At 68.6% G+C, this 22,063-nt stretch carries 15 protein-coding genes and 1 pseudogene; 6 read left to right on the forward strand and 10 right to left on the reverse strand.

Going from position 1 to position 22,063, the window contains the following annotated elements:
* Window positions 1-60 precede the first annotated feature (60 nt).
* Window positions 61-1,932: a long-chain-fatty-acid--AMP ligase FadD32 gene (gene fadD32, locus ACFXN1_RS36675; protein WP_379436558.1), complete on the reverse strand. Its 1,872-nt coding sequence runs from the start codon at window positions 1,930-1,932 to the stop codon at window positions 61-63.
* Between the two features lie 167 nt (window positions 1,933-2,099).
* The gene (locus ACFXN1_RS36680) at window positions 2,100-3,344 is read right to left on the reverse strand and encodes a KasA/KasB family beta-ketoacyl-ACP synthase (protein WP_379400601.1); all 1,245 of its coding nucleotides are present in this window, start codon (window positions 3,342-3,344) and stop codon (window positions 2,100-2,102) included.
* A gap of 300 nt (window positions 3,345-3,644) precedes the next feature.
* Between ACFXN1_RS36680 and ACFXN1_RS36685 the strand changes: the two genes are divergently transcribed.
* Window positions 3,645-4,643: an acyl-ACP desaturase gene (locus ACFXN1_RS36685; protein WP_379436480.1), complete on the forward strand. Its 999-nt coding sequence runs from the start codon at window positions 3,645-3,647 to the stop codon at window positions 4,641-4,643.
* A gap of 81 nt (window positions 4,644-4,724) precedes the next feature.
* Here ACFXN1_RS36685 and ACFXN1_RS36690 read toward each other — a convergent pair whose 3' ends face one another.
* From ACFXN1_RS36690 to ACFXN1_RS36710, 5 genes are all read right to left on the reverse strand, one after another.
* A complete protein-coding gene (locus ACFXN1_RS36690; RefSeq protein WP_379436479.1) occupies window positions 4,725-6,086 on the reverse strand; it encodes an MFS transporter in 1,362 nt (453 codons plus the stop codon).
* A 114-nt stretch (window positions 6,087-6,200) separates the two neighbouring features.
* On the reverse strand, window positions 6,201-6,971 hold the full coding sequence (locus ACFXN1_RS36695; protein ID WP_379436477.1) for an ArsR/SmtB family transcription factor: 771 nt from the start codon (window positions 6,969-6,971) through the stop codon (window positions 6,201-6,203).
* A 56-nt stretch (window positions 6,972-7,027) separates the two neighbouring features.
* Window positions 7,028-7,861: a DUF72 domain-containing protein gene (locus ACFXN1_RS36700; protein ID WP_379387839.1), complete on the reverse strand. Its 834-nt coding sequence runs from the start codon at window positions 7,859-7,861 to the stop codon at window positions 7,028-7,030.
* A 33-nt stretch (window positions 7,862-7,894) separates the two neighbouring features.
* The gene (glpK, locus tag ACFXN1_RS36705; RefSeq protein ID WP_379436476.1) at window positions 7,895-9,409 is read right to left on the reverse strand and encodes a glycerol kinase GlpK; all 1,515 of its coding nucleotides are present in this window, start codon (window positions 9,407-9,409) and stop codon (window positions 7,895-7,897) included.
* Window positions 9,410-9,434: 25 nt separating this feature from the next.
* Window positions 9,435-10,199: an IclR family transcriptional regulator gene (locus ACFXN1_RS36710; RefSeq protein WP_379436474.1), complete on the reverse strand. Its 765-nt coding sequence runs from the start codon at window positions 10,197-10,199 to the stop codon at window positions 9,435-9,437.
* 150 nt (window positions 10,200-10,349) lie between these two features.
* Here ACFXN1_RS36710 and glpK (ACFXN1_RS36715) point away from each other — a divergent pair, with 150 nt between their 5' ends.
* Both glpK (ACFXN1_RS36715) and glpD read left to right on the forward strand, forming a co-directional pair.
* A complete protein-coding gene (glpK, locus tag ACFXN1_RS36715; RefSeq protein WP_379436473.1) occupies window positions 10,350-11,876 on the forward strand; it encodes a glycerol kinase GlpK in 1,527 nt (508 codons plus the stop codon).
* 45 nt (window positions 11,877-11,921) lie between these two features.
* Complete coding sequence (glpD, locus tag ACFXN1_RS36720) at window positions 11,922-13,598, forward strand: glycerol-3-phosphate dehydrogenase (RefSeq protein WP_379436471.1); 1,677 nt, start codon at window positions 11,922-11,924, stop codon at window positions 13,596-13,598.
* A 209-nt stretch (window positions 13,599-13,807) separates the two neighbouring features.
* Here the strand turns inward: glpD and ACFXN1_RS36725 are convergent, their stop codons facing one another.
* The gene (locus ACFXN1_RS36725; RefSeq protein ID WP_379436470.1) at window positions 13,808-14,311 is read right to left on the reverse strand and encodes a PaaI family thioesterase; all 504 of its coding nucleotides are present in this window, start codon (window positions 14,309-14,311) and stop codon (window positions 13,808-13,810) included.
* Window positions 14,312-14,390: 79 nt separating this feature from the next.
* On the opposite strand from ACFXN1_RS36725, the pseudogene ACFXN1_RS36730 reads away from it, so the two are divergent.
* Window positions 14,391-14,498 (forward strand): annotated as a pseudogene (locus tag ACFXN1_RS36730) (YbhB/YbcL family Raf kinase inhibitor-like protein); the annotation flags it as partial.
* Window positions 14,499-14,555: 57 nt separating this feature from the next.
* Here ACFXN1_RS36730 and ACFXN1_RS36735 read toward each other — a convergent pair.
* On the reverse strand, window positions 14,556-17,165 hold the full coding sequence (locus tag ACFXN1_RS36735) for an ATP-dependent Clp protease ATP-binding subunit (protein ID WP_379436468.1): 2,610 nt from the start codon (window positions 17,163-17,165) through the stop codon (window positions 14,556-14,558).
* 196 nt (window positions 17,166-17,361) lie between these two features.
* Here ACFXN1_RS36735 and ACFXN1_RS36740 point away from each other — a divergent pair, with 196 nt between their 5' ends.
* Window positions 17,362-18,642 (forward strand): M20 family metallopeptidase, encoded by a 1,281-nt coding sequence (locus ACFXN1_RS36740; RefSeq protein WP_379436466.1) that lies wholly within the window; start codon window positions 17,362-17,364, stop codon window positions 18,640-18,642.
* 70 nt (window positions 18,643-18,712) lie between these two features.
* Here the strand turns inward: ACFXN1_RS36740 and ACFXN1_RS36745 are convergent, their stop codons facing one another.
* Window positions 18,713-18,940: a hypothetical protein gene (locus ACFXN1_RS36745; RefSeq protein ID WP_379400612.1), complete on the reverse strand. Its 228-nt coding sequence runs from the start codon at window positions 18,938-18,940 to the stop codon at window positions 18,713-18,715.
* A gap of 270 nt (window positions 18,941-19,210) precedes the next feature.
* Here ACFXN1_RS36745 and ACFXN1_RS36750 point away from each other — a divergent pair.
* The coding region (locus ACFXN1_RS36750) for a BTAD domain-containing putative transcriptional regulator (protein WP_379463799.1) at window positions 19,211-22,063 on the forward strand (2,853 nt) is incomplete at its 3' end.

Consider the following 22,063-nt stretch of genomic DNA (forward strand, 5'->3'; position numbering starts at 1 on the left):
AACGCCGAGTGGCACACCTTCGAGGCCTCCCGGAGGTGTGCCACTCGCCGGGAAACCCGGTCAGTCGGTCTCGTCCGGGAACGCCTGCTGGCGCTGGCCACCGCGGAGGGTGCCCTCCAGGTAGGCCGCTTTGCAGGCGCGGCGGGCGATCTTGCCGCTGGAGGTGCGCGGAATCGAGCCCGCGGGAACCAGCAGCAGGTCCCGCACGGTGACGCCGTGGCGCTTGGCGATGGCCGCCCGCACGGACTCGGTGATCGGCTCCGGGTCGAGCTTGGCCGCGCCGGTGCCGCGTTCGGCCACGATGACCAGTTGCTCGGAGGCCGGCGCGGCGGTGTCGACCGCGACCACCTCGGCCGGGAGCTGATCCCCCGCGACCGAGAAGGCCGCCACGAAACCCGGGCGCAGGGCGGTGCTGGACTCCTGGGCGGAGTACTCCAGATCCTGCGGATAGTGGTTGCGGCCGTCCACGATCACCAGGTCCTTGACGCGGCCGGTGATGAAGAGCTCGCCGTCGTAGTACGCGCCGAAGTCGCCGGTGCGCATCCAGTTCCCGTCCGCCGCCGCACCTTCCGCGTGGCTCGCGGGCTGCCGGGAGGTGAGCCTGTTGTGGAACGTGGCAAGGCTCTCCTCCGGACGGCCCCAGTAGCCGCGACCGATGTTCGCACCGTGCAACCAGATCTCGCCGACCTCGCCCTCGGCCTTCTCCACGCCGGTGTCCGGGTCCACGATGGCCGCCCACTGGGACTTCGCCACGTAGCCGCAGGACACCTGGGCCACAGCGTTTTCCGCGTACTCGTCGACCTCGACCATCTGCCCGGCATTGAGCCGGGTGCGGTCCACCCAGACCGTGCGGGCCTCGTCCTCGCGCTTGGTTGCGGAGACGAACAGCGTGGCCTCGGCCATGCCGTAGCAGGGTTTGATGGCGGTCTTGGGCAGGCCGTACGGGGCGAAGGCATCGTTGAACTTCTGCATCGAGGTCACCGACACCGGCTCGCTGCCATTGATCAGTCCGATGACATTGGACAGGTCCAATTCCTCACCGGCCTTGGGCAATCCGCGGACCGCGGCGTGCTCGAAGGCGAAATTCGGTGCGGCGGCGAAGATCTCGGCGCCGTCCTCCTGGGCGGCCAGCTCCTTGATCCAGCGGTAGGGCCGGCGCACGAAGGCGCTGGGCGACATGATGGTGATGTACTTGCCGCCGATGGTGGGCAGGATGACCGTCAGCAGCCCCATATCGTGGAACAGCGGCAGCCAGGTGACGCCGCGGGCCTTCTCGGTGATGCCGATGGCATCGATCATCTGCAGCAGGTTGGTGCCGACCGCCCGGTGCGTGATCTCCACGCCGGCCGGAGTACGGGTGGAGCCCGAGGTGTATTGCAGGTAGGCCACATCGTCCATCTGCAGGTGCGGCCGCACCCAGCTCTCCCCCACGCCGTCCGGGATCGCCTCGACCGCCACGATGCGCGGACGCTGCGGCGCGGGTAGGTGTTTGAAGATCTCGCGCACCCCGGAGGCGGCCGCACCGACCGTCAGGACGGCCGCGGGCATGCAGTTCTCGAGCACGGCGTAAAGCCGGTCGGTGTGCCCCTGCTCGTCCGGATCGAACAGCGGTACCGCGATATTGCCCGCGTACACCGCGGCGTACATCGCCACGATGTAGTCGAGTCCCTGCGGCGCCAGGATGGCGACCCGGTCGCCCGGCTGCGTGACCTGCTGTAGTCGGGCGGCTACGGCGCGTAGCCGGATGCCGAAGCGATTCCACGTGATGTCGTGGTACTCGCCGTCGCGTTCGCGTGAATAGTCGATATAGCGGTAGGCGAGCTCGTCCCCGTTGGCCGCGGCGTGCTTGTCGAGCAGGTCGACCATGGTCTGGCTGTCAGGGATCTTGATGTTGCCGTGCTCGTCCAGATAGTCATCGATGGTCTCGCCGATCATTCCCTATCCTTTTTCAACTCACAGTCGTCAGAACTGTGCAGTGACACCGAACAAAGATCGACACGAAAGCCCGAATGTAGCTGGGGGCTGGGGAACTCTAGCAGGTGCCGGAATCCGGCGTCACTGCCTACGGCCGATGGAGGTACCGCGTACGGCCGGGGCGATCAGTAGCGGCCGAAAGCAATGGCCACGTTGTGCCCGCCGAAGCCGAAGGAGTTGTTCAGGGCGTAGTCGTAGCGACCCGGCCGGGCCTGGCCTTTCACCACATCCAGGTCAATCTCGGGGTCCTGATTCTCCAAATTCAGTGTGGCGGGGATGATTCCGTCCCGCACGCTGAGGACGGTGATGATCGACTCCAGCGCGCCGACCGCGCCGATGGAATGCCCGAGGGCGGATTTCGGCGCGTACACCGCAGCGTGATTGCCGACAGCTTGCTTGATGGCGTTCGCCTCCGCGGTATCGCCGATGGGCGTGGCGGTGGCGTGCGCATTGATATGCGTGACATCGGATTTGGACAGGCCCGCGTACTCCATGGCGCGGGACATGGCACGCGCCGCGCCGGTGCCCTCGGGGTCGGGGGCGACCAGGTGGAAGCCGTCGGAGGTGACGCCCGCGCCCATGATGCGGGCGTGGATGGTGGCGCCGCGGGCCTTGGCGTGCTCCTCGGTCTCGATGACCATGAGCGCGCCCGCCTCACCGAAAACGAAACCGTCGCGGTCCATATCGAACGGCCGTGAGGCGCCCTTGGGGTCGTGGTTGCGGGTGCTCAAGGCGCGCATCATGGAGAACCCGGCGATGGGCAGCGCCTGAATGGAGCCCTCCACGCCGCCGGTGACCACCATGTCGGCGTCGCCCATCACGACCATGCGCCAGGCATTGCAGATTGCCTCCGAACCGGACGAACAAGCCGAAACGGGAGTGCACACACCGGCCCTCGCGCCCAGCTCGACACCGACGCAGGCGGCCGCGCCATTGGGCATCACGGCCTGCACGGTGTTCGGGACCACCTTGCGGTAGCCGCCGTTGACCAGCTTGTCGCGAGCGGACATGAGCATCTCCGCGCCGCCGATCCCGGTGCCGATGGAGACGCCGAGGCGATCCTGGTCCACCTCGGGGCTGCCGGCATTGGCCCACACCTCGCGACCCAGCACCAACGCCATCTGCTCGACGTAGGACAGGCGCCGGGCCTCGGCATTGGTCACCAGGCCGGCGGGCGAGACCTTGAGGTGACCACCGATGCGGACCGGTAAGCCGAAATCGTCGAGGAAGCTGTCCTCGAGGACGTCGATCCCGCTCTCCCCGTTGAGTAGTCCCTTCCACGTCGAGTCGACGTCGCCCGCGATCGAGGTGGTCGCCGCGAGCGCGGTGACCACGACACTGGGGTACTGCCGGCGATGGGGCGTCTGCATGTTCACTCTCCGTAGCAATGCTTCGGCGAACCAGCGTGCGATCCGCATGGCTGTCAAGGACTGGTTTGGAACTAGCGAGCAAGCCCGGCCGTGAACGCATCGGCGGGGTATGAAGCCAATATTCGGCGAACTGAGCTAGATTATCCGAGGCGGAGCCGATCAGTCTCGTTAAGCGACACGCGGGCATCCCTTTCAACTTCACGGATCCCCTCGCCGCGACGGCGATCGCCGGATCTCCAGCATTTCTCTCCTAACATCATTCCCCCAGCGCCGAGCCATTTCGAGGGAGGGCACAGGATCGTGGCCAGGAGTCTCACGCAGTTGGAGCTGCTCATCGAGCTGGAACCGATTGCCGAGCAGAACGTGAACCGTCACCTATCGATGGCCAAGGACTGGAACCCGCACGACTACGTGCCGTGGGATCTCGGTCGCAACTTCGCAGCTATGGCAGGTGTGGACTGGGAACCCGAGCAGTCGAAGCTCAGCGAGGTTGCCAAGGCGGCCATGGTGACCAATCTTCTCACCGAGGACAATCTGCCCAGCTATCACCGGGAAATCGCCGAGAACTTCTCCCAGGACGGGGCTTGGGGTACCTGGGTGGGCCGCTGGACGGCCGAGGAGAACCGGCACGGCATCGTGATGCGCGACTATCTGGTGGTCACCCGGGGGGTGGATCCGGTGGCGCTGGAACAGGCACGAATGATTCACATGACCGACGGGTACAACCCCGCGCATCTGATCAGGAAGTACTCGGATACCGAGTTCATTCAGGCCGATGCCGGATTTATGCATTCCGTCGCTTATGTGACATTCCAGGAATTGGCGACCCGGGTGTCCCACCGCAATACCGGCAGAGTGTGCGACGACCCCATCGCGGACCGCATGCTGCAGCGGATCGCCGCGGACGAGAACCTGCACATGCTCTTCTACCGCAACATGTGCGCCGCGGCCCTGGACCTCTCGCCCGACCAGGCCATGGATGCCATCACCAATGTCGTGGTGAGCTTCCAGATGCCCGGCCTGGGCATGCCCAACTTCCGCCGCAACGGCGTGCTGATGGCCAAGCACGGCATCTACGATCTGCGCCAGCACCTCGACGAGGTGCTGATCCCCAACCTCAAGAAGTGGAACATCTTCGAGCGCACCGACTTCGGCCCTGCCGGCGACCGGCGCCGCAACGAGCTCGGCGAATTCCTCGACAAGCTCCGCAAGGATGTGGTCCGCTTCGAGGAGCAGCGCGACCGCGCGCTCGCCCGCGAAGCCCAGCGCTCCGGCAAACCCCCGGTCCTCGTGGGCTGAATCATCCGGTGGCACACGGCGGAGCGGGCCGAGCCCGCCCCGCCGTTACCGCGTCCACATTCAGGGTCGACCCTGCCGCATTCACGGACGACCCAGCGCCGGGAGGAGCGACCGGGCCAGGATGGCGGCGACGAGGTAGACCGCGGCGGCGATCGCCAGCGGGATGGCGAGCGAATCGGGGGCGATCGGAATCAGCGCGCCCAGGACCGCGACACCGAGCGCCGAACCCAGCTGCCGGGCGGCATTGAACGCGGCGGCGGCCAACCCCGCGTGCGCCGGGCCCGCAGCCGAAACGGTGACATTGGTGGCCGCGGGCATGGTGTAGGCCATACCGAAACCGATGAGCAGCAAGGGGATCGCGACCACCGGATAGGGCGTCCGGGCGCTGATGCAGGCAAGGCCGATCAGCCCCGTCGCGCCGATGGTCAGACCGGTGACGATGACCACCCGGGGGCCGCGGCGCGCGGCGTGCCGGCCGCCCAGGGCGGAGGCCAGGATGCCGACGGCCATCTCGGGCAGCAGTGCCGCACCGGCCAGCGCGGGCGAATAGCCCAGGTGCCGTTGCAGGTACAGGCCGACCACGAAGAGCTCGCCGTAGAAGCCGAAGTTCTGCGCCAGGCCGATCATCGCACCGCCGGTGAAACCACGTTCGCGGCGAAGCCCCTTGGGCAGCAGCCCTTTACCCGAGCGTGCCGCCGCAGATCCCAGCAGCAGACCTGCCGACGCCGCCACAACCGTGACCGTGAGCAGCTCCGGACGCATGGGACGGGCACCGCCGAGAATCACGAAGGCGGTGACTCCCGCCATGGCGACGACGGCCGCGACGTGCCCCGACACCGGAATCGGCTGCGCCACACCGGGTACAGACGGTGCTGCCCGATGGATCAGCACCGCCGTCACCGCGCACACCGGCACGTTGATGGCGAAAATCGCGGGCCAGCCAAAGGTTTCGGAAAGCACGCCGCCCAGCACCGGCCCGCAACTGGCCGCCGTCGACCCGATCGCACCCCAGATCCCGGTGGCCCTCGCCCGCTCCGCCGCATCCGGATACGTGAACCGGATCAATGCCAGCGAGGCCGGAATCAGCAGCGCCGCACCGATTCCCTGCATCACCCGGGCCGCTACCAGCAGCCCGACTTCCGGCGCCACCGCACACCCCACCGAGGCCACCGCGAAGAACCCCAGCCCCGCCTGAAAGGACCGCCGAGCCCCGAACCGATCCGCCAGCCCGCCACCCAGCATGAGCAGCGCCGCGACGGTGACGGTATACCCGTCGACCACCCACTCCAGCCCCGTCACCGTCGTATGCAGCCCGACCGCCATCCGATCCAACGCGATGTTCACGATCGTGGCATCGAGAATGACAACGAAATACCCGGCGGAAATCGCCGCCAGCGCCGGCCCACCACTCCCGGTCCGCGCCTTTTCCAGTGTTCGGATCATGCCCTCCACCCTGGCCCCCAACAACTTCGGCCCGGACCGAACCATCCCGGCGTCGATCGACCCGGAGATGGCGTGCCTGCCGGTGTTCGTGTGGGAGGTGCGCGGCCCGGTCTTTCAGGCGCCGCGTGGAACGACCTTTGCGGGGGCTGGGGTGGCGGTTCCGGCGGGGTCGGAGCTGATGGCGGTCTTGTCGATGCCGGCTGTACGGTCGAGTGCTGCCCAGCCGGCGGGGGTGAATGCCATTGCGCGGGGGGTGGTTCCGGCGGCGCACCAGTTTTTGTCGAGCATGCGGCGCAGCATCAGTGCGCCGAGGCCGCCGGCCAGGTGGTAGCGGCGTTCGGACCAGTCGAGGCAGACCTTGACCGGTGGGCGGCGGCCGAAATGGCGGAGATCGGTTGGGGTGATGGCCAATTCGTCGAGGAGGGGGTGGGTGTGGTCGGTGGCGGTCCAGTGGCCGCCGATCACGTTCAGCAGGGCGGCGTCGTGCAGGGCGTCGAAGATCGCTACCCCGACGGCTCCGGCGAGATGGTCGTAGCAGGTGCGGGCGAGCTTCAGGTCGCGGTTGGCGCGAGCGCCACGTAGCGAACGGACCGGTTGGACCGGCGAGATCAGGGCCATGGCTTCCAGGACCTGGACCACCTCGGGGAGTGCGATGCGGTAGTAGCGGTGGCGGCCCGCCTTCTCGACGGCCAGCCAGCCCTGATCGACCAGCTTGCCCAGGTGCTCGCTGGCGGTCGCGGCCGTGACGCCCGCCGCCCGGGCCAGTTCGCCGGCCGGCTGGGCGCGGCCGTCGGCCAGGACGGTGAGCATGCGGGCCCGGGCCGGGTCGGCCAGGAGGCGGGCGGCTCCGGAGATGTCCACATCGCCGTCTCTGATCGGTTCCATGGGTCCAGTGTCCCGCCGCCATCCTTCGGCCCGCGCCGAACGGTCCGCGGGTCCGGTCAGAACAGGGTCATCGGGTCGGTGGGGAGGGGGTCCGGCAGGGGTTCCAGGTCAGGGAGGTGGGCACGGACCTCGGCGTGGAAGCGGCGGGCGAGGGTGCGGGCCGAGGCATTGTCGGGCGTGTGGATGAACACGGTCGGGGAGCGGCCTTCGCGCAGCCAGGCGACGGTGGTGTCGATCCAGGGCTGCCAGCCGGCGACGGTGGTGGCGATGTCGTCGCGGCCGTGATAGCGCACGATGGGGTATTCGGTGAGGGCGCGGGTGCGGCGCGGGTTATTGGGCTTCTTGGAGCGGGCCTCGTACTCGGCCGGGCTGACGGGCGGGCCGTCGAACAGGACGGTGGTGTCGAACGGGATCCACTCCGCACCCGCGGCCGTCAGTACCTGTTCGAGTTGGGCGGTGGCGCGCGGGTTTTCGAAGAAGGCGGGATGGCGCACCTCGACGGCGCAGCGGTAGTGCGACGGCAGGCCGTCGAGCAGCTCGGCGAGGGCGGGCAGATTGGTGAAGGAGGCGGGCAGCTGCACCCACAGCGAGTGCAGGCGGCGGCCCAGCGGTTCGATGGCGTCCAGGAATGCCGCCATCTCGTCGTCGATGCCGGTGAGGCGGCGGTCGTGGGTGATGGTGCGGGGCAGTTTGATCACGAAGCGGAAGTCGGGATCGGTTTGGCGGGCCCAGGATTGGACGGTGCGCCGCTGCGGGACCGCGTAGAAGGTGGTGTTGCCCTCCACCGCATTGCACCAGGAGGAGTACGTGCGCAGGCGTTCTGCAGGGGGTAGCGGCTTCTCCTGCCAGTCCGGGTGTGTCCACATTGCGCAACCGACGTAGAGCCGCATACCTGCCACGTTAGGTCAACGACTTCCGCGTCGTCAGGGCACCGGCTTGTTGGGCCGCAGCCAGCCGAAGGTAAGCTGCACGGCCCGCTTCCAGTTGTCGTACTCCTCGGCGCGCAGGTCGGCGTCCATGCGCGGCAGCCACTGCGCCGCGACGCGCCAATTGTGGCGCAGGCCCTCGAGATCCGGCCAGTAACCGACCGCCAGGCCCGCCGCGTAGGCCGCGCCCAGCGACACCGTCTCCGCCACGATCGGACGCATGACCGGTATGTCGAGCACGTCGGCAATGATCTGCATGAGCAGGTTGTCCGAGGTCATCCCGCCTGCCACCCGCAGCGCCCCGGCCTGCAGTCCCGAGTCGGCATTCATGGCCTCCACCACGTCGCGCGTCTGCCAGGCCGTGGCCTCGAGCACGGCACGGGCGATGTGCCCCTTGGTGATGTACGAGGTGAGCCCGATGAGCAGCCCGCGCGCGTCACTGCGCCAGTGCGGCGCGTACAGCCCCGAGAAGGCGGGCACCAGATAGCAGCCGCCGTTGTCTTCGACTGTGCCCGCGAGGGTTTCGATCTCCGGCGCACTGGCGATGAGCCCGATATTGTCCCGCAGCCACTGCACCAGCGAGCCGGTCACCGCGATCGGCCCCTCCAGCGCGTACACCGGTTCCGGCCCCACCTGGTACCCGATGGTGGTGAGCAGTCCGTGCTCGGACCGCACCAGCTCCCGCCCGGTGTTCATGAGCAGGAATCCGCCGGTGCCGTAGGTGCATTCGGTCTCGCCGGGCGCGAAACAGGTCTGCCCGAACAGCGCCGCGTGCTGATCGCCCAGCGCCGCCGCGATCCGCACCCCCGGCAGCACGCGCCGCGCCGTGCCGAATTCACCGGTCGAGGGCTGGATCCGGGGCAGCATCGCCTTGGGAATATCGAAGAACCGCAACAGTTCTCGATCCCACTCCAGGGTGGACAGGTTCATCAGCAGCGTCCGACCGGCATTGGAGACATCGGTGACGTGCACCCCGTGATCGGCTCCCCCGGTGAGGTTCCAGATGAGCCAGGTCTCCATGGTCCCGAACAGCACGTCGCCGCGCTCGGCCCGCTCCCGCAGTCCCGGCGTGCGATCCAGCAGCCATCGCAGCCGCGGCGCGGCGAAGTAAGTGGCCAGCGGCAGGCCGCACAGCTCCCGAATCCGTTCCGCCCCGGGCGATTTCCGCAGCCGCTCGACGAGCTCCTCGGTGCGCACGTCCTGCCACACGATGGCCCGCCCGATCGGCGTCCCGGTGTGCCGGTCCCATACCACCGTGGTCTCGCGCTGATTGGCGATCCCGACCGCGGCCACCTGCTCCAGGGTGATCCCCGAATCCCGCAGTGCCGCGGGCACGATGCGCTCCACATTGCGCCAGATCTCGAGCGCGTCCTGCTCCATCCACCCCGGCCGCGGATAGTGCTGCCGGTGCTCGCGCTGCGCCACCCCGGTCAGCCGCGCCCGCTGATCGAAGAGGATGGCCCGGGTGGAGGTGGTGCCCTGGTCGATGGCGAGCACATAGCGTTGCGTCATCCGAGCCTGCTCCTGTCCGGAAAAGTCATTGCGCGCCACCGAGATCCCGGGACACCGCGGCGGCCGCGTCGCGCACCTGGGCGATGGGCGCGGACCGGAACCGCAGCTGCCCGTCGCAGAGCCGGTCGACCGGCCCGGTGATGCCGATGGCACCCACCACCAAACCACCCCGGGAGCGAATCGGCGCGGCGACGCTCGCCTCACCGGAACGGTATTCGCCGATATCCCCGGCCCAGCCGGTGCGCCGCACCTCGGAGATGGCCCGCCGCAGCTCCGCCGGATCGGTGAGGGTGCGGTGCGTGATCGCGGGCAGCCGGCCGTCGCGCGCCGCGTCGGCGAGCTCCCCGTCGTAGGCCAGCAGCACCTTGCCCAGCGCCGTTGCGTGCGACGGCAATTCCTCTCCGACCGCCAGTTCCTGCTCGGTATTGTCGGGCCGGAAGACGTGGTGGATCACCACCACTCCCCCGTCCACCGGCGCGGCGATCCGCACCGATTCCCCGCTGCGCGCGGCCAGCGCGTCGGCGCGGTTGATGGCACGGGAACGCAGCTCATTGGCGTCCAGGTGCCCGGACCCGAGATCCTGCAGTGCCGGACTCAGCAGATACTTGCCCGTCACGGGATCCTGATCGACGAATCCCACCCCTTGCAGCGTCCGCAGAATGCCGTGCGCGGTCGGCTTGGCCAGCCCCAGCGCCGCGGCGATCTCCCCCACTCCCATGCGCCCGGACCCGCGCGCGAGTAGCCGCAGCATGGCCGCGGCGCGCTCGATCGACTGAATCGGACCCGGCATGCCCGTAACCTATCAGCCAACCGTTCGGCATTGTCGAACGCGCCCCCTGCCGTAGGCACGTTCCACTTCGTAACGTTGAGCCCGGGCCCGGCTGTTACCGGTCTCACCAGGGCAAACGGACTCAATGACGAGCTTCCCGGAAGGACCGTGATGACGCAGTACGTCGGAGCCATCGATCAAGGCACGACCTCCACGCGATTCATGGTGTTCGACCACGGCGGCAATGCGGTTGCCCGCCATCAACTCGAACACGAGCAGATTCTCCCGCAGGCCGGCTGGGTGGAGCACAACCCGGACGAGATCTGGGAGCGCACCCGCACCGTCATCAAGAGCGCTCTGGCCGGAGCCGGTCTCACCGCGAGCGACCTGGCCGCCGTCGGCGTCACCAATCAGCGTGAGACCACCATCGTGTGGAACCGCCACACCGGACGCCCCTACTACAACGCCATCGTCTGGCAGGACACCCGCACCGACCGCATAGTGGCCGAGGTGGAGAAGGCCGGCCACGGCGATCTCATTCGCGAACGCGCCGGACTGCCGCCCGCGCCGTACTTCTCCGGCGGCAAGCTGCAGTGGATCCTCGACAATGTCCCCGGCGTGCGGGCGGACGCGGAGAACGGCGACGCCCTCTTCGGCACCTCCGACAGCTGGATCATCTGGAACCTCACCGGCGGCGTCCACGGCGGTGTGCACGTCACCGACCCGACCAATGCGTCGCGCACCATGCTCATGGACCTCGAAACCCTGGACTGGGACGACGAATTGCTCGCCGCGTTCGGGGTGCCCCGCGCCATGCTGCCGCACATCGCGCCCTCGTCGAATCCCGAGGGCTTCGGCACCACCTACCCCGACGGCCCGTTCAAGGGCGCGGTGCGAATCGCGGGCGTGCTCGGCGACCAGCAGGCCGCCACCGTCGGCCAGGTCTGCTTCCGGCCGGGCGAGGCCAAGAACACCTACGGCACAGGGAATTTCCTGATGCTGAACACCGGCACCGAGATCGTGCACTCCGAGCACGGCCTGCTGACCACGGTCGCCTATCAGTTCGGCGACGACAAGCCGGTGTACGCGCTGGAGGGCTCGATCGCCGTCACCGGCTCGGCCGTGCAGTGGCTGCGCGACCAGCTGGGCATCATCTCGGGCGCGGAAAGGGTTGAGGCCCTTGCCCGTCAGGTGCCCGACAATGGCGGCGTCTACTTCGTGCCCGCCTTCTCCGGGCTGTTCGCACCCTACTGGCGCCCGGATGCCCGCGGCGTGATCGTGGGCCTGTCCCGCTTCAGCAACAACGCCCACATCGCCAGGGCCACACTGGAATCCATCTGCTACCAGACCCGCGACGTGGTCGAGGCCATGCAGCAGGACTCCGGGGTGCGGCTCGACACCCTGCGCGTCGACGGCGGCGTCACCACCAATGAACTCGCCATGCAGATCCAGGCCGACTTCCTCGGCGTGCCGGTCTCCCGGCCGGTGGTCGCCGAGACCACCGCGCTCGGCGCCGCCTACGCCGCCGGTCTCGCGGTCGGATTCTGGCGTAGCACGGACGAACTCGTCGCCAACTGGCACGAGGACAAGAACTGGCAGCCCACCATGACCGAGGAACAGCGGCAGCGCGGCTATGCGCGCTGGGTCAAGGCCGTCTCGCGCACCCTCGACTGGGTCGACCTCGACGACGAGGACTGACCGGTGGCCCACAAGCTTCGAAACACCGATAACAAGGAGTATTTCGTGTCCGCACAACTGGATCCCGCCTACCGCGCCCGGGCGATTGATTCGCTCGGCGACACCGAAATCGACGTTCTCGTGATCGGTGGCGGAGTGACCGGGGCGGGCGCCGCCCTCGACGCCGCCTCTCGCGGCCTGTCCGTCACCCTGGTCGAGGCGCGCGACTTCGCCGCCGGCACTTCCAGCCGGTCCTCCAAGCTCATCCACGGCGGCCTGCGCTACCTGGAACAGTACGACTTCGCGCTGGTCCGTGAGGCTTTGAAGGAGCGCGGCCTGCTGCTGAACAAGCTGGCCCCGCACCTGGTGCACCCGGTGTCGTTCCTGTTCCCGCTGCAGAAGCACTACGAGCGCTTCTACATCGGCGCCGGCATCGCCCTCTACGACACCATGGGCGGCGCGCGCTCGGTGCCCATGCACCGGCACCTGAGCCGTTCCGGCGCACTGGAATTGGCGCCGGCGCTCCGGGAAGACGCCATGACCGGCGCCATCCGCTACTACGACGCGCAGGTCGACGACGCCCGGTACACCATGATGATCGCCCGCACCGCGGCCCAGCACGGCGCGACCGTGCTGACCCGCACCCGGGTCACCGGGCTGCTGCGCGATGGCGAGCAGGTCGTGGGCGCGAAGGTCGTGGATCTGGAAACCGGTCTGGAGCACAGCATCCGGGCCAAGACCGTGATCTCGGCGACCGGGGTGTGGACCGACGACATGATCAAGATGACCGGCGTGGACTTCCCGTTCCACGTGCGCATGTCCAAGGGCGTGCACATCATGGTCCCGCGCGAGAAGCTGGACCTGAACACCGGCATCGCCATGAAGACCGAGAAGTCCGTGCTGTTCGTCATCCCGTGGGCCGAGCACTGGATCATCGGCACCACCGACACCGACTGGTCGCTGGACAAGAACCACCCGACCGCGACCGCCGCGGATGTGCAGTACATCCTCGACCACGTCAATTCCCTACTGCGCGAACCGCTCACCCGCGCCGACATCGTCGGCACCTACGCGGGCCTGCGGCCGCTCATGACCGGTGCGTCGAAGGAGACCTCCAAGCTGTCGCGCGAGCACGCGGTGGCCGAACCGGCCCCGGGCCTGTTCGTGATCGCGGGCGGCAAGTACACCACCTACCGGGTGATGGCCGCCGATGTGGTGGACGCCGCCGCCGAGCGCCTCGGCAACGATGTCGCGCCGTCGGTGACCGCGAACCTGCCCATCCTGGGCGCGGTCGGCTACCAGGACATGGTCGACACCATCGCCGATGTGGCGGCGCGGGCCGGGCTGCCGGTCGAGACCGTGGCGCATCTGCTGGGCCGCTATGGCTCGCTGACCGCGGAGATCTTCGACCTCATCGCCGCGGTTCCCGAACTGGGCCAACCGATTCCGGGCGCTGAGGACTACCTGGCCGCCGAGGCCGTCTACGCCGCCACCCACGAGGGCGCGCTGCACCTGGACGACCTGCTCACCCGCCGCACCCGCATCTCCATCGAGGTACCCGACCGCGGCCTGCGGGCGGCGCCGGAGATCGCCCGCCTCATCGCCCCGCACCTGGGCTGGGACGACGAGCGCACCAATGCCGAGATCAACCGCTACTTCGACCGCGTGCACGCCGAATTGGCGGCCAACGAGGAGAAGGACGACGAGTCGGCCAACGCGGCCCGCATGATCGCCGTCGGCTGACGATCACCCCGTGCGCACCGGCGCCGCGCGAGTAATTCCCGTGCGGCGCCGGGACCGTATTCAATTTCCCGAAAATCGCCGTGCCGGAATCATTTCCACCAGGAACGCCAACCGGGCCTACGCCCGGGTTCCGGTACTCGGGCCCCGGGTCGGCGCGCTCGCGGCGCCTTGTCGCCCAGGTGTACCTGTAGCCCCGCGGTTGCGCGAAGTCACAGGCCGATGGTGGGCATCTCCCCGAGGGTCGCACCGAGACTCAGGAAGTGCTCCGGTGCAACCTCGACGAAAATCGCCCGGCCGGTGGCGATCACAGTGTCGCCATCGGTCAGCGTGGTGTCGATGAAGAGCTTGCGACCCTCGCGTCCGGCGAGCACCGCGGTGACCACGAAATCGCGGTGCAGGCGGGCGGGGGCACAGAAGGTGACGTCGAGCTTGACGGTGACGGCGAGCTGGCGCAGCGGGACCAGGATCGCGCCGCAGGCGTCGTCCAGGGCCGCGGCGATGATGCCGCCGTGCGCCACGCCGGGCGCGCCCTGATGCCGCTCGTCCAGTGTGAAGGTGCCGCGCACGGTGTCGCCCCGACGCCCGAAGGCGATCTGCGGGGACGCCGGATTGGCGGGGCCACAGCCGAAGCAGCCGGGGTGATGCGGCGGGAAGGGCCCATCGGCGACGAGGTCGCCCAGGGGCAGCGGCGCGGCGTCGCGATCAAGGTCCATAACCAGAAGTTAACGCCTATTCAAAACTGGCATGCAACCGCCCCCAAGCGGGCAGGCCGATCGATAGCAGTGGTCGGGCGCGCCCGGCGACGCCGAGAGCTTCGCCGTGACCATGTTCGATGTGGACGCGCCGACGGACAGCGGGCTGCGGCACTGGCTGGTGTGCGACGTCCCGGCGCAGGCCACCGAACTGACCGCCGCGCCGGATCGGTTCCGGCGCGGCGCTTTTCGTGTGCGAGAGTGCTCAGTGCTTGGTCGGGGACGCCTTACCGCCCGACGCCTTCGTGCTGTGCTTGCCGTGGCCATTTCCGCCGGCGTGCTTGGCATCCGGCTTGTCGGACTTGACCTTGCCGCCCTTGCCGACGGTCATGACCGATTCCTCGGTGATCTCGGCGTCGGTCTTCTTCCCACCGGTGTGGTGGATCGCCTCGATCTGCAGACCGCTGCCGTCGGCATCGATGCGCACCGTGTCGCCGGGCGCCAGCGCGCCCTCGAGCAGCTTCTTCGACAGCGCGTTGTCCAGCTGCTTCTGCACGGTCCGGCGCAGTGGCCGGGCGCCGAACTCGGGCTGATATCCGTTCTCCGCCAGCCAGTCCATGGCCCGATCCGAGACATCCAGGCCGATGTCCTGAGCGTGCAGCCGCCGCTTGGTGCCGTCGAGCACCAGGCCGACGATATTGCGCAGCTGCGACCTGTCGAGCCGGTGGAAGATGATCTGCTCGTCGAGCCGGTTGAGGAACTCGGGCCGGAACTGCCTGCGCAGCCGCTCCTCCAGCTGCGGCGTGATCGAGTCCAGGTCGCCGTCCTTCGCGGACAGGATCAGATCGGAGCCGATATTGCTGGTGAGAATCACGATGGTGTTCTTGAAATCCACCGTGCGGCCCTTGGAGTCGGTGACCCGGCCGTCGTCGAGCAGCTGCAGCAGCACATTGAACACGTCCGGATGCGCCTTCTCGACCTCGTCGAACAGGATCACCGAGTACGGCTGCCGGCGCACCTTGTCGGTGAGCTGGGCGGCATCGTCGTAGCCCACGTATCCGGGCGGCGCACCCACCAGCCGCGAGACGGTGTGCTTCTCCTGGAACTCGCTCATATCGAAGCGGATGAGCCGGTCCTCGTCACCGAAGACGGCCTCCGCCAGGGCTTTCGCGAGTTCGGTCTTGCCGACGCCGGTGGGGCCCAGGAACAGGAACGAGCCGATGGGCCGGTTGGGGTCCTTGAGCCCGGCGCGGGCGCGGCGCACCGCCTCGGCCACCGCGACGATGGCCTCGTCCTGGCCGACCACCCGCCGGTGCAGATCCTGTTCCAGCTTCAGCAGTTTCGCGCGTTCCTCGGTGGTGAGGTCGGCGACCGGGATGCCGGTCTGCCGCGACACCACCTCGGCGATATCGGTGATCTCGACCGTCGGGATCTCGGTGCGGTCCACCTCGTCGGCGGTCTTCTTCTCCAGCTTCGAGATCTCGGCCTTGATCTTGTTGGCCCGCTCGTAGTCCTCGCCGGCGACCGCCGCGTCCTTCTCCCGATTCAGGTGCGCCAGTTTGTCTTCCAGCTCACGCACCTTGGGATCCGGTGTGCGCGTACGCAATCGAACCCGCGCACCTGCCTGGTCCACCAGGTCGATGGCCTTGTCCGGCATGAAGCGGTCGGTGATGTAGCGGTCGGACAGTTCGGCCGCGGCGATCAGCGCCTCGTCCAGGTAGCGCACCTGGTGGTGCTCCTCGTACACATCGGAGAGCCCGCGCAGGATCTCGATGGTGTCGACCACCGACGGCTCGGACACCATGACCGGCTGGAAGCGGCGCTCCAGGGCCGCGTCCTTCTCGATGTACTTGCGGTACTCGTCGATGGTGGTGGCGCCGATGGCGTGCAGTTCGCCGCGGGCCAGGGCGGGCTTGAGCATATTGCCCGCGTCCATGGAGCCCTCGCCACCGGCGCCCGCGCCCACGATGGTGTGCAGCTCGTCGATGAAGACCACCAGTTCGTCGGAGTGCGCGCGCACCTCGTCGAGCACCTTGGTGAGCCGCTCCTCGAATTCGCCGCGATACTTGCTGCCCGCCACCATCGAGCTCACGTCCAGTGCGATAACCCGGCGATCGGTCAGGGTGGCAGGCACGTCGCCATTGACGATGCGCTGTGCCAGACCCTCCACGATCGCGGTCTTGCCGACGCCCGGATCACCGATGAGGACCGGATTGTTCTTGCGCCGCCGCGACAGGATCTCCACCGTCTGCTCGATCTCCTCGGCGCGGCCGACCACCGGATCGACCTGGCCGGCCCGGGCCTCCGCGGTGAGGTCGCGGCCGTACTCGTCGAGGGTCGGGGTGTCGGAGGGCTCCTTGGCGGTCTGGGCGGCGGGCATCTTCGCGCCCGAGAGGGCCTGGGCGGCGGGGCTGTCGTGCACGCCCGCGATGCCGAGCAGAATGTGCTCGGGCCCGATGTAGCTGCTGCCCGCTTCGGCGGCGCTGCGCTGCGAATTGCGCAGGGCCAGCTTGGCGCCCGGGCTCAGGGCCAGGGCGTGGTCTTGGCCGTGCGCGCCGACGCCACTGCCCGCGGCGGTCCGCATCTGCTTGCGCAGTTGTTCGGGGTCCCTGCCGATTTCGGCGATGATGCTCTGGGACGGCTCGATGGCGGCGGCCGCGTAGAGCAGGTGCTCGGGGGTGATCTCGGCGCTGCCCCAGTCGTGGGCGGCCTGCCGGGCGGAGTCCACGACCTGTTTGGCGCTCTCGCTCAGCAAACGACTCAGGTCGATGCGCTGCACCGGCGGCTGGCGGGACATTCCGGATCCGAAGAATCGGTTGAAGATATCGTCGAAGGAGTCGAAGGAACCCATCGAACTGGGCCAACCCTGGGTCATGGTCACCTCGTGGCTTCGGGTGACGCTCGGAAGGACTCGGGTTCGCAACGAGCCTGCCGACGCGTCAGCTAACGGATGGCGAACTCGGGGTCCACAGTAGTAGCCTCGGCGCGGACGGCAAATGGCCGTAACGACTTTGTTTCGGATCGGTCCGGCCCTCGCCCCGTCGTCGGAGTACCGACCGAACGGAGTCCTGATGCCTGCGATCCACGACGAACTCGATGCCCGCGCGGCTGCGGTGGCCGGACAGGTGGTGCGCCGGCGGCGGCATCTGCACGAGCATCCGGAACTCTCCAATCGCGAGGTGAACACCGCGGCGCTGATCAGCGATCACCTGAAAGCATTGAGCCTGGACGAGGTTCGCACCGGCATCGCCGGGCACGGGGTGGTCGGTGTGCTGCGCGGCGGGCAGGCGGGCGACCGGGTGGTGGCGCTGCGCGGGGACATCGACGCACTGCCGGTGCCGGACCTGTGCGGGGTGCCGTTCGCCTCCCACGTGGTCGATCAGCAGTACCCCGGCGGGCCGTTCCCGGTGTCACACGCCTGCGGGCACGACTGCCACACCGCCATGCTCATGGGCGCGGCCACTGTCCTGGCCGGCGTCCGCGAAAAGCTACCGGGCACCGTACTTTTCGTGTTCCAGCCCGCAGAGGAGGGCCCGCCGGTGAACGAAAAGGGCGGTGCGCGTGAGATGCTCGCCGAGGGCGCGCTCGACGATCCCGCGCCGACCATGGCGTTCGGATTCCACGTCACCCCATATCCCAAGGGCTACATCGGATATCGGGTCGGGAACCAGTTCGGGGCCTCCTGCCTGGCCAGGATCACCCTCACCGGCCAGCAGGTACACGGGTCCACGCCGTGGATGGGCATCGACCCGATGCCGGCGGCCGGAGCGATCCTGACCGGAATCGGGCAGCTCTACCGGCAGGTCAGCGCGTTCGACCCGGTCACGGTGAGCATCGGGCACGTCGAGGACGTCGGGCGGTTCAATATCATCGGCCAGACCGTGACGCTGTGGGGCACCATCCGCTGCGCGGTGGAGCACGACATGGGCGAGGTGCAGACACGGCTGCGGACGCTCGCCACGAACACCGCGGCCGCCTACAACTGTTCGGCCGCAGTGGATTTCCTGCAGGACGTGCCCGCCGTGCACAACGATCAGACGTGGATGGATGCCGGGCTGCCCACCTTCCGCCGGGTGGCCGGGGACGACCGGGTGGTGCCGACGGGGGCCACGCTCGGATACGACGACGTCTCGGAGTTCGTCAACAGGTATGGCGGGCTGTACGTGACGCTGGGTGTACAGGACACGCAGCTCGACGCCGCGGGTCTGCCGACGCCGGTGCCCGGCGGGCGCGGACTCTTCATGAACCACAACCCGCACTTCTACGCCGACGACGACACCCTCGTCACCGGCGTGCGGCTGCACGCACAGGTGGCCTACGACCATCTGAGCGGCGCGCTGGTACCCGAATAGCGCGCCGGTACCCGAATAGATTGTGCCGCAGTCGATTTGCACGCCGCGATCACCCTCGCGGCGGAGACCGTCAGCGCCCGGCGACGACCGGCATGAACGGCGCGTAGTCGCGGACGTGGCCCTCGGTCCAATCCCAGAGGGACTTCGGGTCCACGGACACGCCGCGCTGCAGAATCAGCCGCCAGCCATCGTCCTGCTTCTCCCAGATATCGCCGTCGCGGTCCACGTACATGCCGATGCTCTCGGGCTCGATGCCGGTCTCTCCCAGGCCCCTGGGGAAATCCACTGGCTTCGTCACACCAACCACCCCTTAACTTCAAGGTTGCTTCCAGTCAGAAGCATTCTTCCCGCCCACTCTTGCGATCCACTTCCGGCCGGGTTGTGTGACGCATTCGCACCGTTAGCATTGGAAACTGAATTCCGTACCACACGGTCTTCTTTATGGCCGCGGCCCGCCCATAACTATCAGACAACCATTCGGCTACCTTTTGGCATCTCCAGGTTTTTGAGGGATAGTGCTCTTCTTGCGGCGAATCACCAGTTCGCTTCCGGTCGCAGGAGGACACCGATGGCAGGCGCGGAGCTGAGAGTGCTCGGCCCCCTGCAGCTGTCCGTCGACGGTCGCGACACCCCCCTGGGCACCCCCATGCAGCGCGCCGTGCTCGGCCGCCTCATCGTCGCGCACGGCCAGGTCGTGAGCACCGAAAGGCTGATCGACGACCTGTGGGCCGGGCATCCGCCACCCAAGGCCACCGCGGTACTGCAGGTGCACATCCACAATCTGCGGCGGCTGTTCGAACCCCAGCGCCCGCGGCGTGCGCCCTCCCGCTTCATCGTGTCCGAGTCGTCCGGGTATGCCCTGAAGATCCCTGAGAACGCCGTGGACGCATGGCATTTCGAGCAGCAGCTGCGGACCTATCAGGAACTGGTCAGCAACCCCGAGATCCACACCGATCCCACCGAGCGCAATGCCCTGCTGGAGGCCGCTCTCTCGCTCTGGCACGGTCCCGCGCTGGAGGCCTTCGCCGAGGCCGACTGGGCCGGCGCCGAGGCCGACCGGCTCACCGACCTCTACCTCACCGCCGTCGAACTCAATGCCCGCACCGAATTGGAACTGGGCCGCTCCGGCGAAGTGGTCCGCGAACTCCGCCAGCTCTTCGAGGACAATCCCGGCCGCGAGGAAATCGTTCGCCTGCTCGCCCTCGCGCAATACCAGCTCGGTCAGCAGCTCGAGGCGCTCACCACCATCCGGCGCTCCCGCGAATTCCTCGGCGGCCTATTCGGCGTGGATCCCTCCCCCGCGTTGCGCCAACTCGAAATAGCGATTCTCAATCACTCCGCCGGCCTCGCCCAGACCCCACCCCTGCCGGCTCACGACCGCCGCCCCACCGGCCCCGCCGCACCCCCTGCCACCACCACGGTTACGGCCGCTCCCGCGCCGGTCTCCAGCCCGGGCATCGAGACCGCGAAAACCAGCGCCGCCCCCGGGGCTGCCGACGGGTTCCATTGCGCTACCGGCTATCTCACCGAGTTGTCGGAGCTGCTGAACGCCGCCGAGGCGACGCGGGCCGGGCAGTTGCGGGTCGCCTGGGTTGCCGGGGAGGCGGGAATCGGCAAGACCGTGCTGGCGGAGGCCACCCTCGCCACGCTGTCCACCGCGGGCTGGACCGCGGTGACGGGAACCTGCCCGGAGATCGACGGCGCGCCCACTGCCTGGGCCTGGACCGAGATCAGCACCGCCCTCGACATGAGCGAGCCGAACCGGGCTGCGGCTGGGCAGCTTTCGGAGAGCGCGGTCGGCGCACCGGGCACTCCCCCCGCGGCACCGCCGGATACCGTCTCCTCCCAGCCGATTTCACCCGGCGCACCGCAGCCGAGCGCGATCGACGCGGGGACGCCGGCCGAGGACGCGTTCACGCTGGCATGGGTCATCGCGGAAAAATGCAGGCGCGCGGCCGGTTCCGCGCCGGTGGCGCTGCTGCTGGAGGACGTGCAGCGGGCCGATCCGGAGACCTTGCAGGTATTGCGGCAGGTGGTGAGCTGGCTGCGGGACGAGCCAGTATTCGTGCTGGTCACGATGCGGCGATCGGAGGCGGCGCAAGGGCCCCACAATACGGTCGCGGCGCTGGCGCAGCATACGGGCGCCTGGCTGGAACTCAATGGACTGGACGCGGAGGGGACGCGGCGAGCCGCGGCGGCTGCCGGGCTGACGGGGATCGAGGCCGAGGCGCTGGAACAGCTGCACCGGCGGACGGGCGGGAATCCGCTGTTCGTCCGGGAGGTGGCGAAAGCGGCTGCCGCACAGGGCAGTTTGGACGAGGTGCCGGATTCGATCCGGGAGCTGATCGAGGATCGGGTGGCGCAGCTGCCCGACGGGGTCGCCGAGGTGCTGCGGCAGCTGTCCATCTGGGGTGAGAGCGTCGATCTGGCGATCCTCAGTGCGGCGGCGGGGCTGGCCGAGGACACCGTGATCGATCTGGTCGCGGCGGCCGAGGCGGCCGGACTGGTGGGCTCGGGGAGCGGCGGGAGTATCCGGTTCGAGCACGGGCTGATTCGCGATGCGGTGTATCTGGGCATACCGCCGCTGCGACGGGGCCGGATGCACTGGGCCGCACTGGAGCTGCTGGAACAGCGTGCCGACGCCTATCCGGCGGTGGCGCGGGACCCGGATGTGCTGGCCCGGCACGCCCTCGCCGGCGCGACCGCCGAAACCGCCTCGCGCGCCATCGAATACGTGGAGCGGGCGGCCGAGCGGCGCACCAGCCGCGGGATGCGCAGTGCCGGTGTGCGGCTGCTGCGGTCGGCGGTGGACCTGCACCGGCTGGCGCGCCACGACGCCGACCACGCGCCCGCCGGCGACCGCATCGCACTGCTGCGTACCCGCTGTGCGCTGGTCACGGCGCTGGCCTACGACAATCGGCATCGGGAGGCCCGCGTGGAACGCGACCGGGCCCTCACCCTCGCCGAGCAGCTGGGCGATCCGGACCTGGTGGTCCGGGCGCTGACCTGCTGGCGCGCCCCGATCATCTGGGCGATTCGCAACTGGCGCAGGCCCGATCAGCACATGCGGCGGGCGCTGGCGCGCGCCCTGACCCGGTACGGCATCGGCGCGTCCACCCTGGCCCTGCTGGTGAGCGAGGTCCCCGGGCCCCCGGCGCTGACCAATGAAGACCCGAATACCGGTGCGGCACAGGCCGATTCGAACGGCGTGACAGATGCCGATCTGGTGCGCCTGCTGGTCGCGGCGACCTTCGAGACGGGACTGGTGGAGTCGGCCGCCGGGCGACGGCTGGCCCGGCTGGCCCTCGCGACGGCGCGGCGCACCGGCGATCCCGAATTACTGTGTGCCGCCATCAATGCGGTGACCTATCTCGCATTCGAGTACGACGCGGAGTTCTCGGCACTGGTCGACGAACTGGAG

The organism is Nocardia sp. NPDC059154, assembly GCF_042755705.1.
GTDB lineage: Bacteria > Actinomycetota > Actinomycetes > Mycobacteriales > Mycobacteriaceae > Nocardia.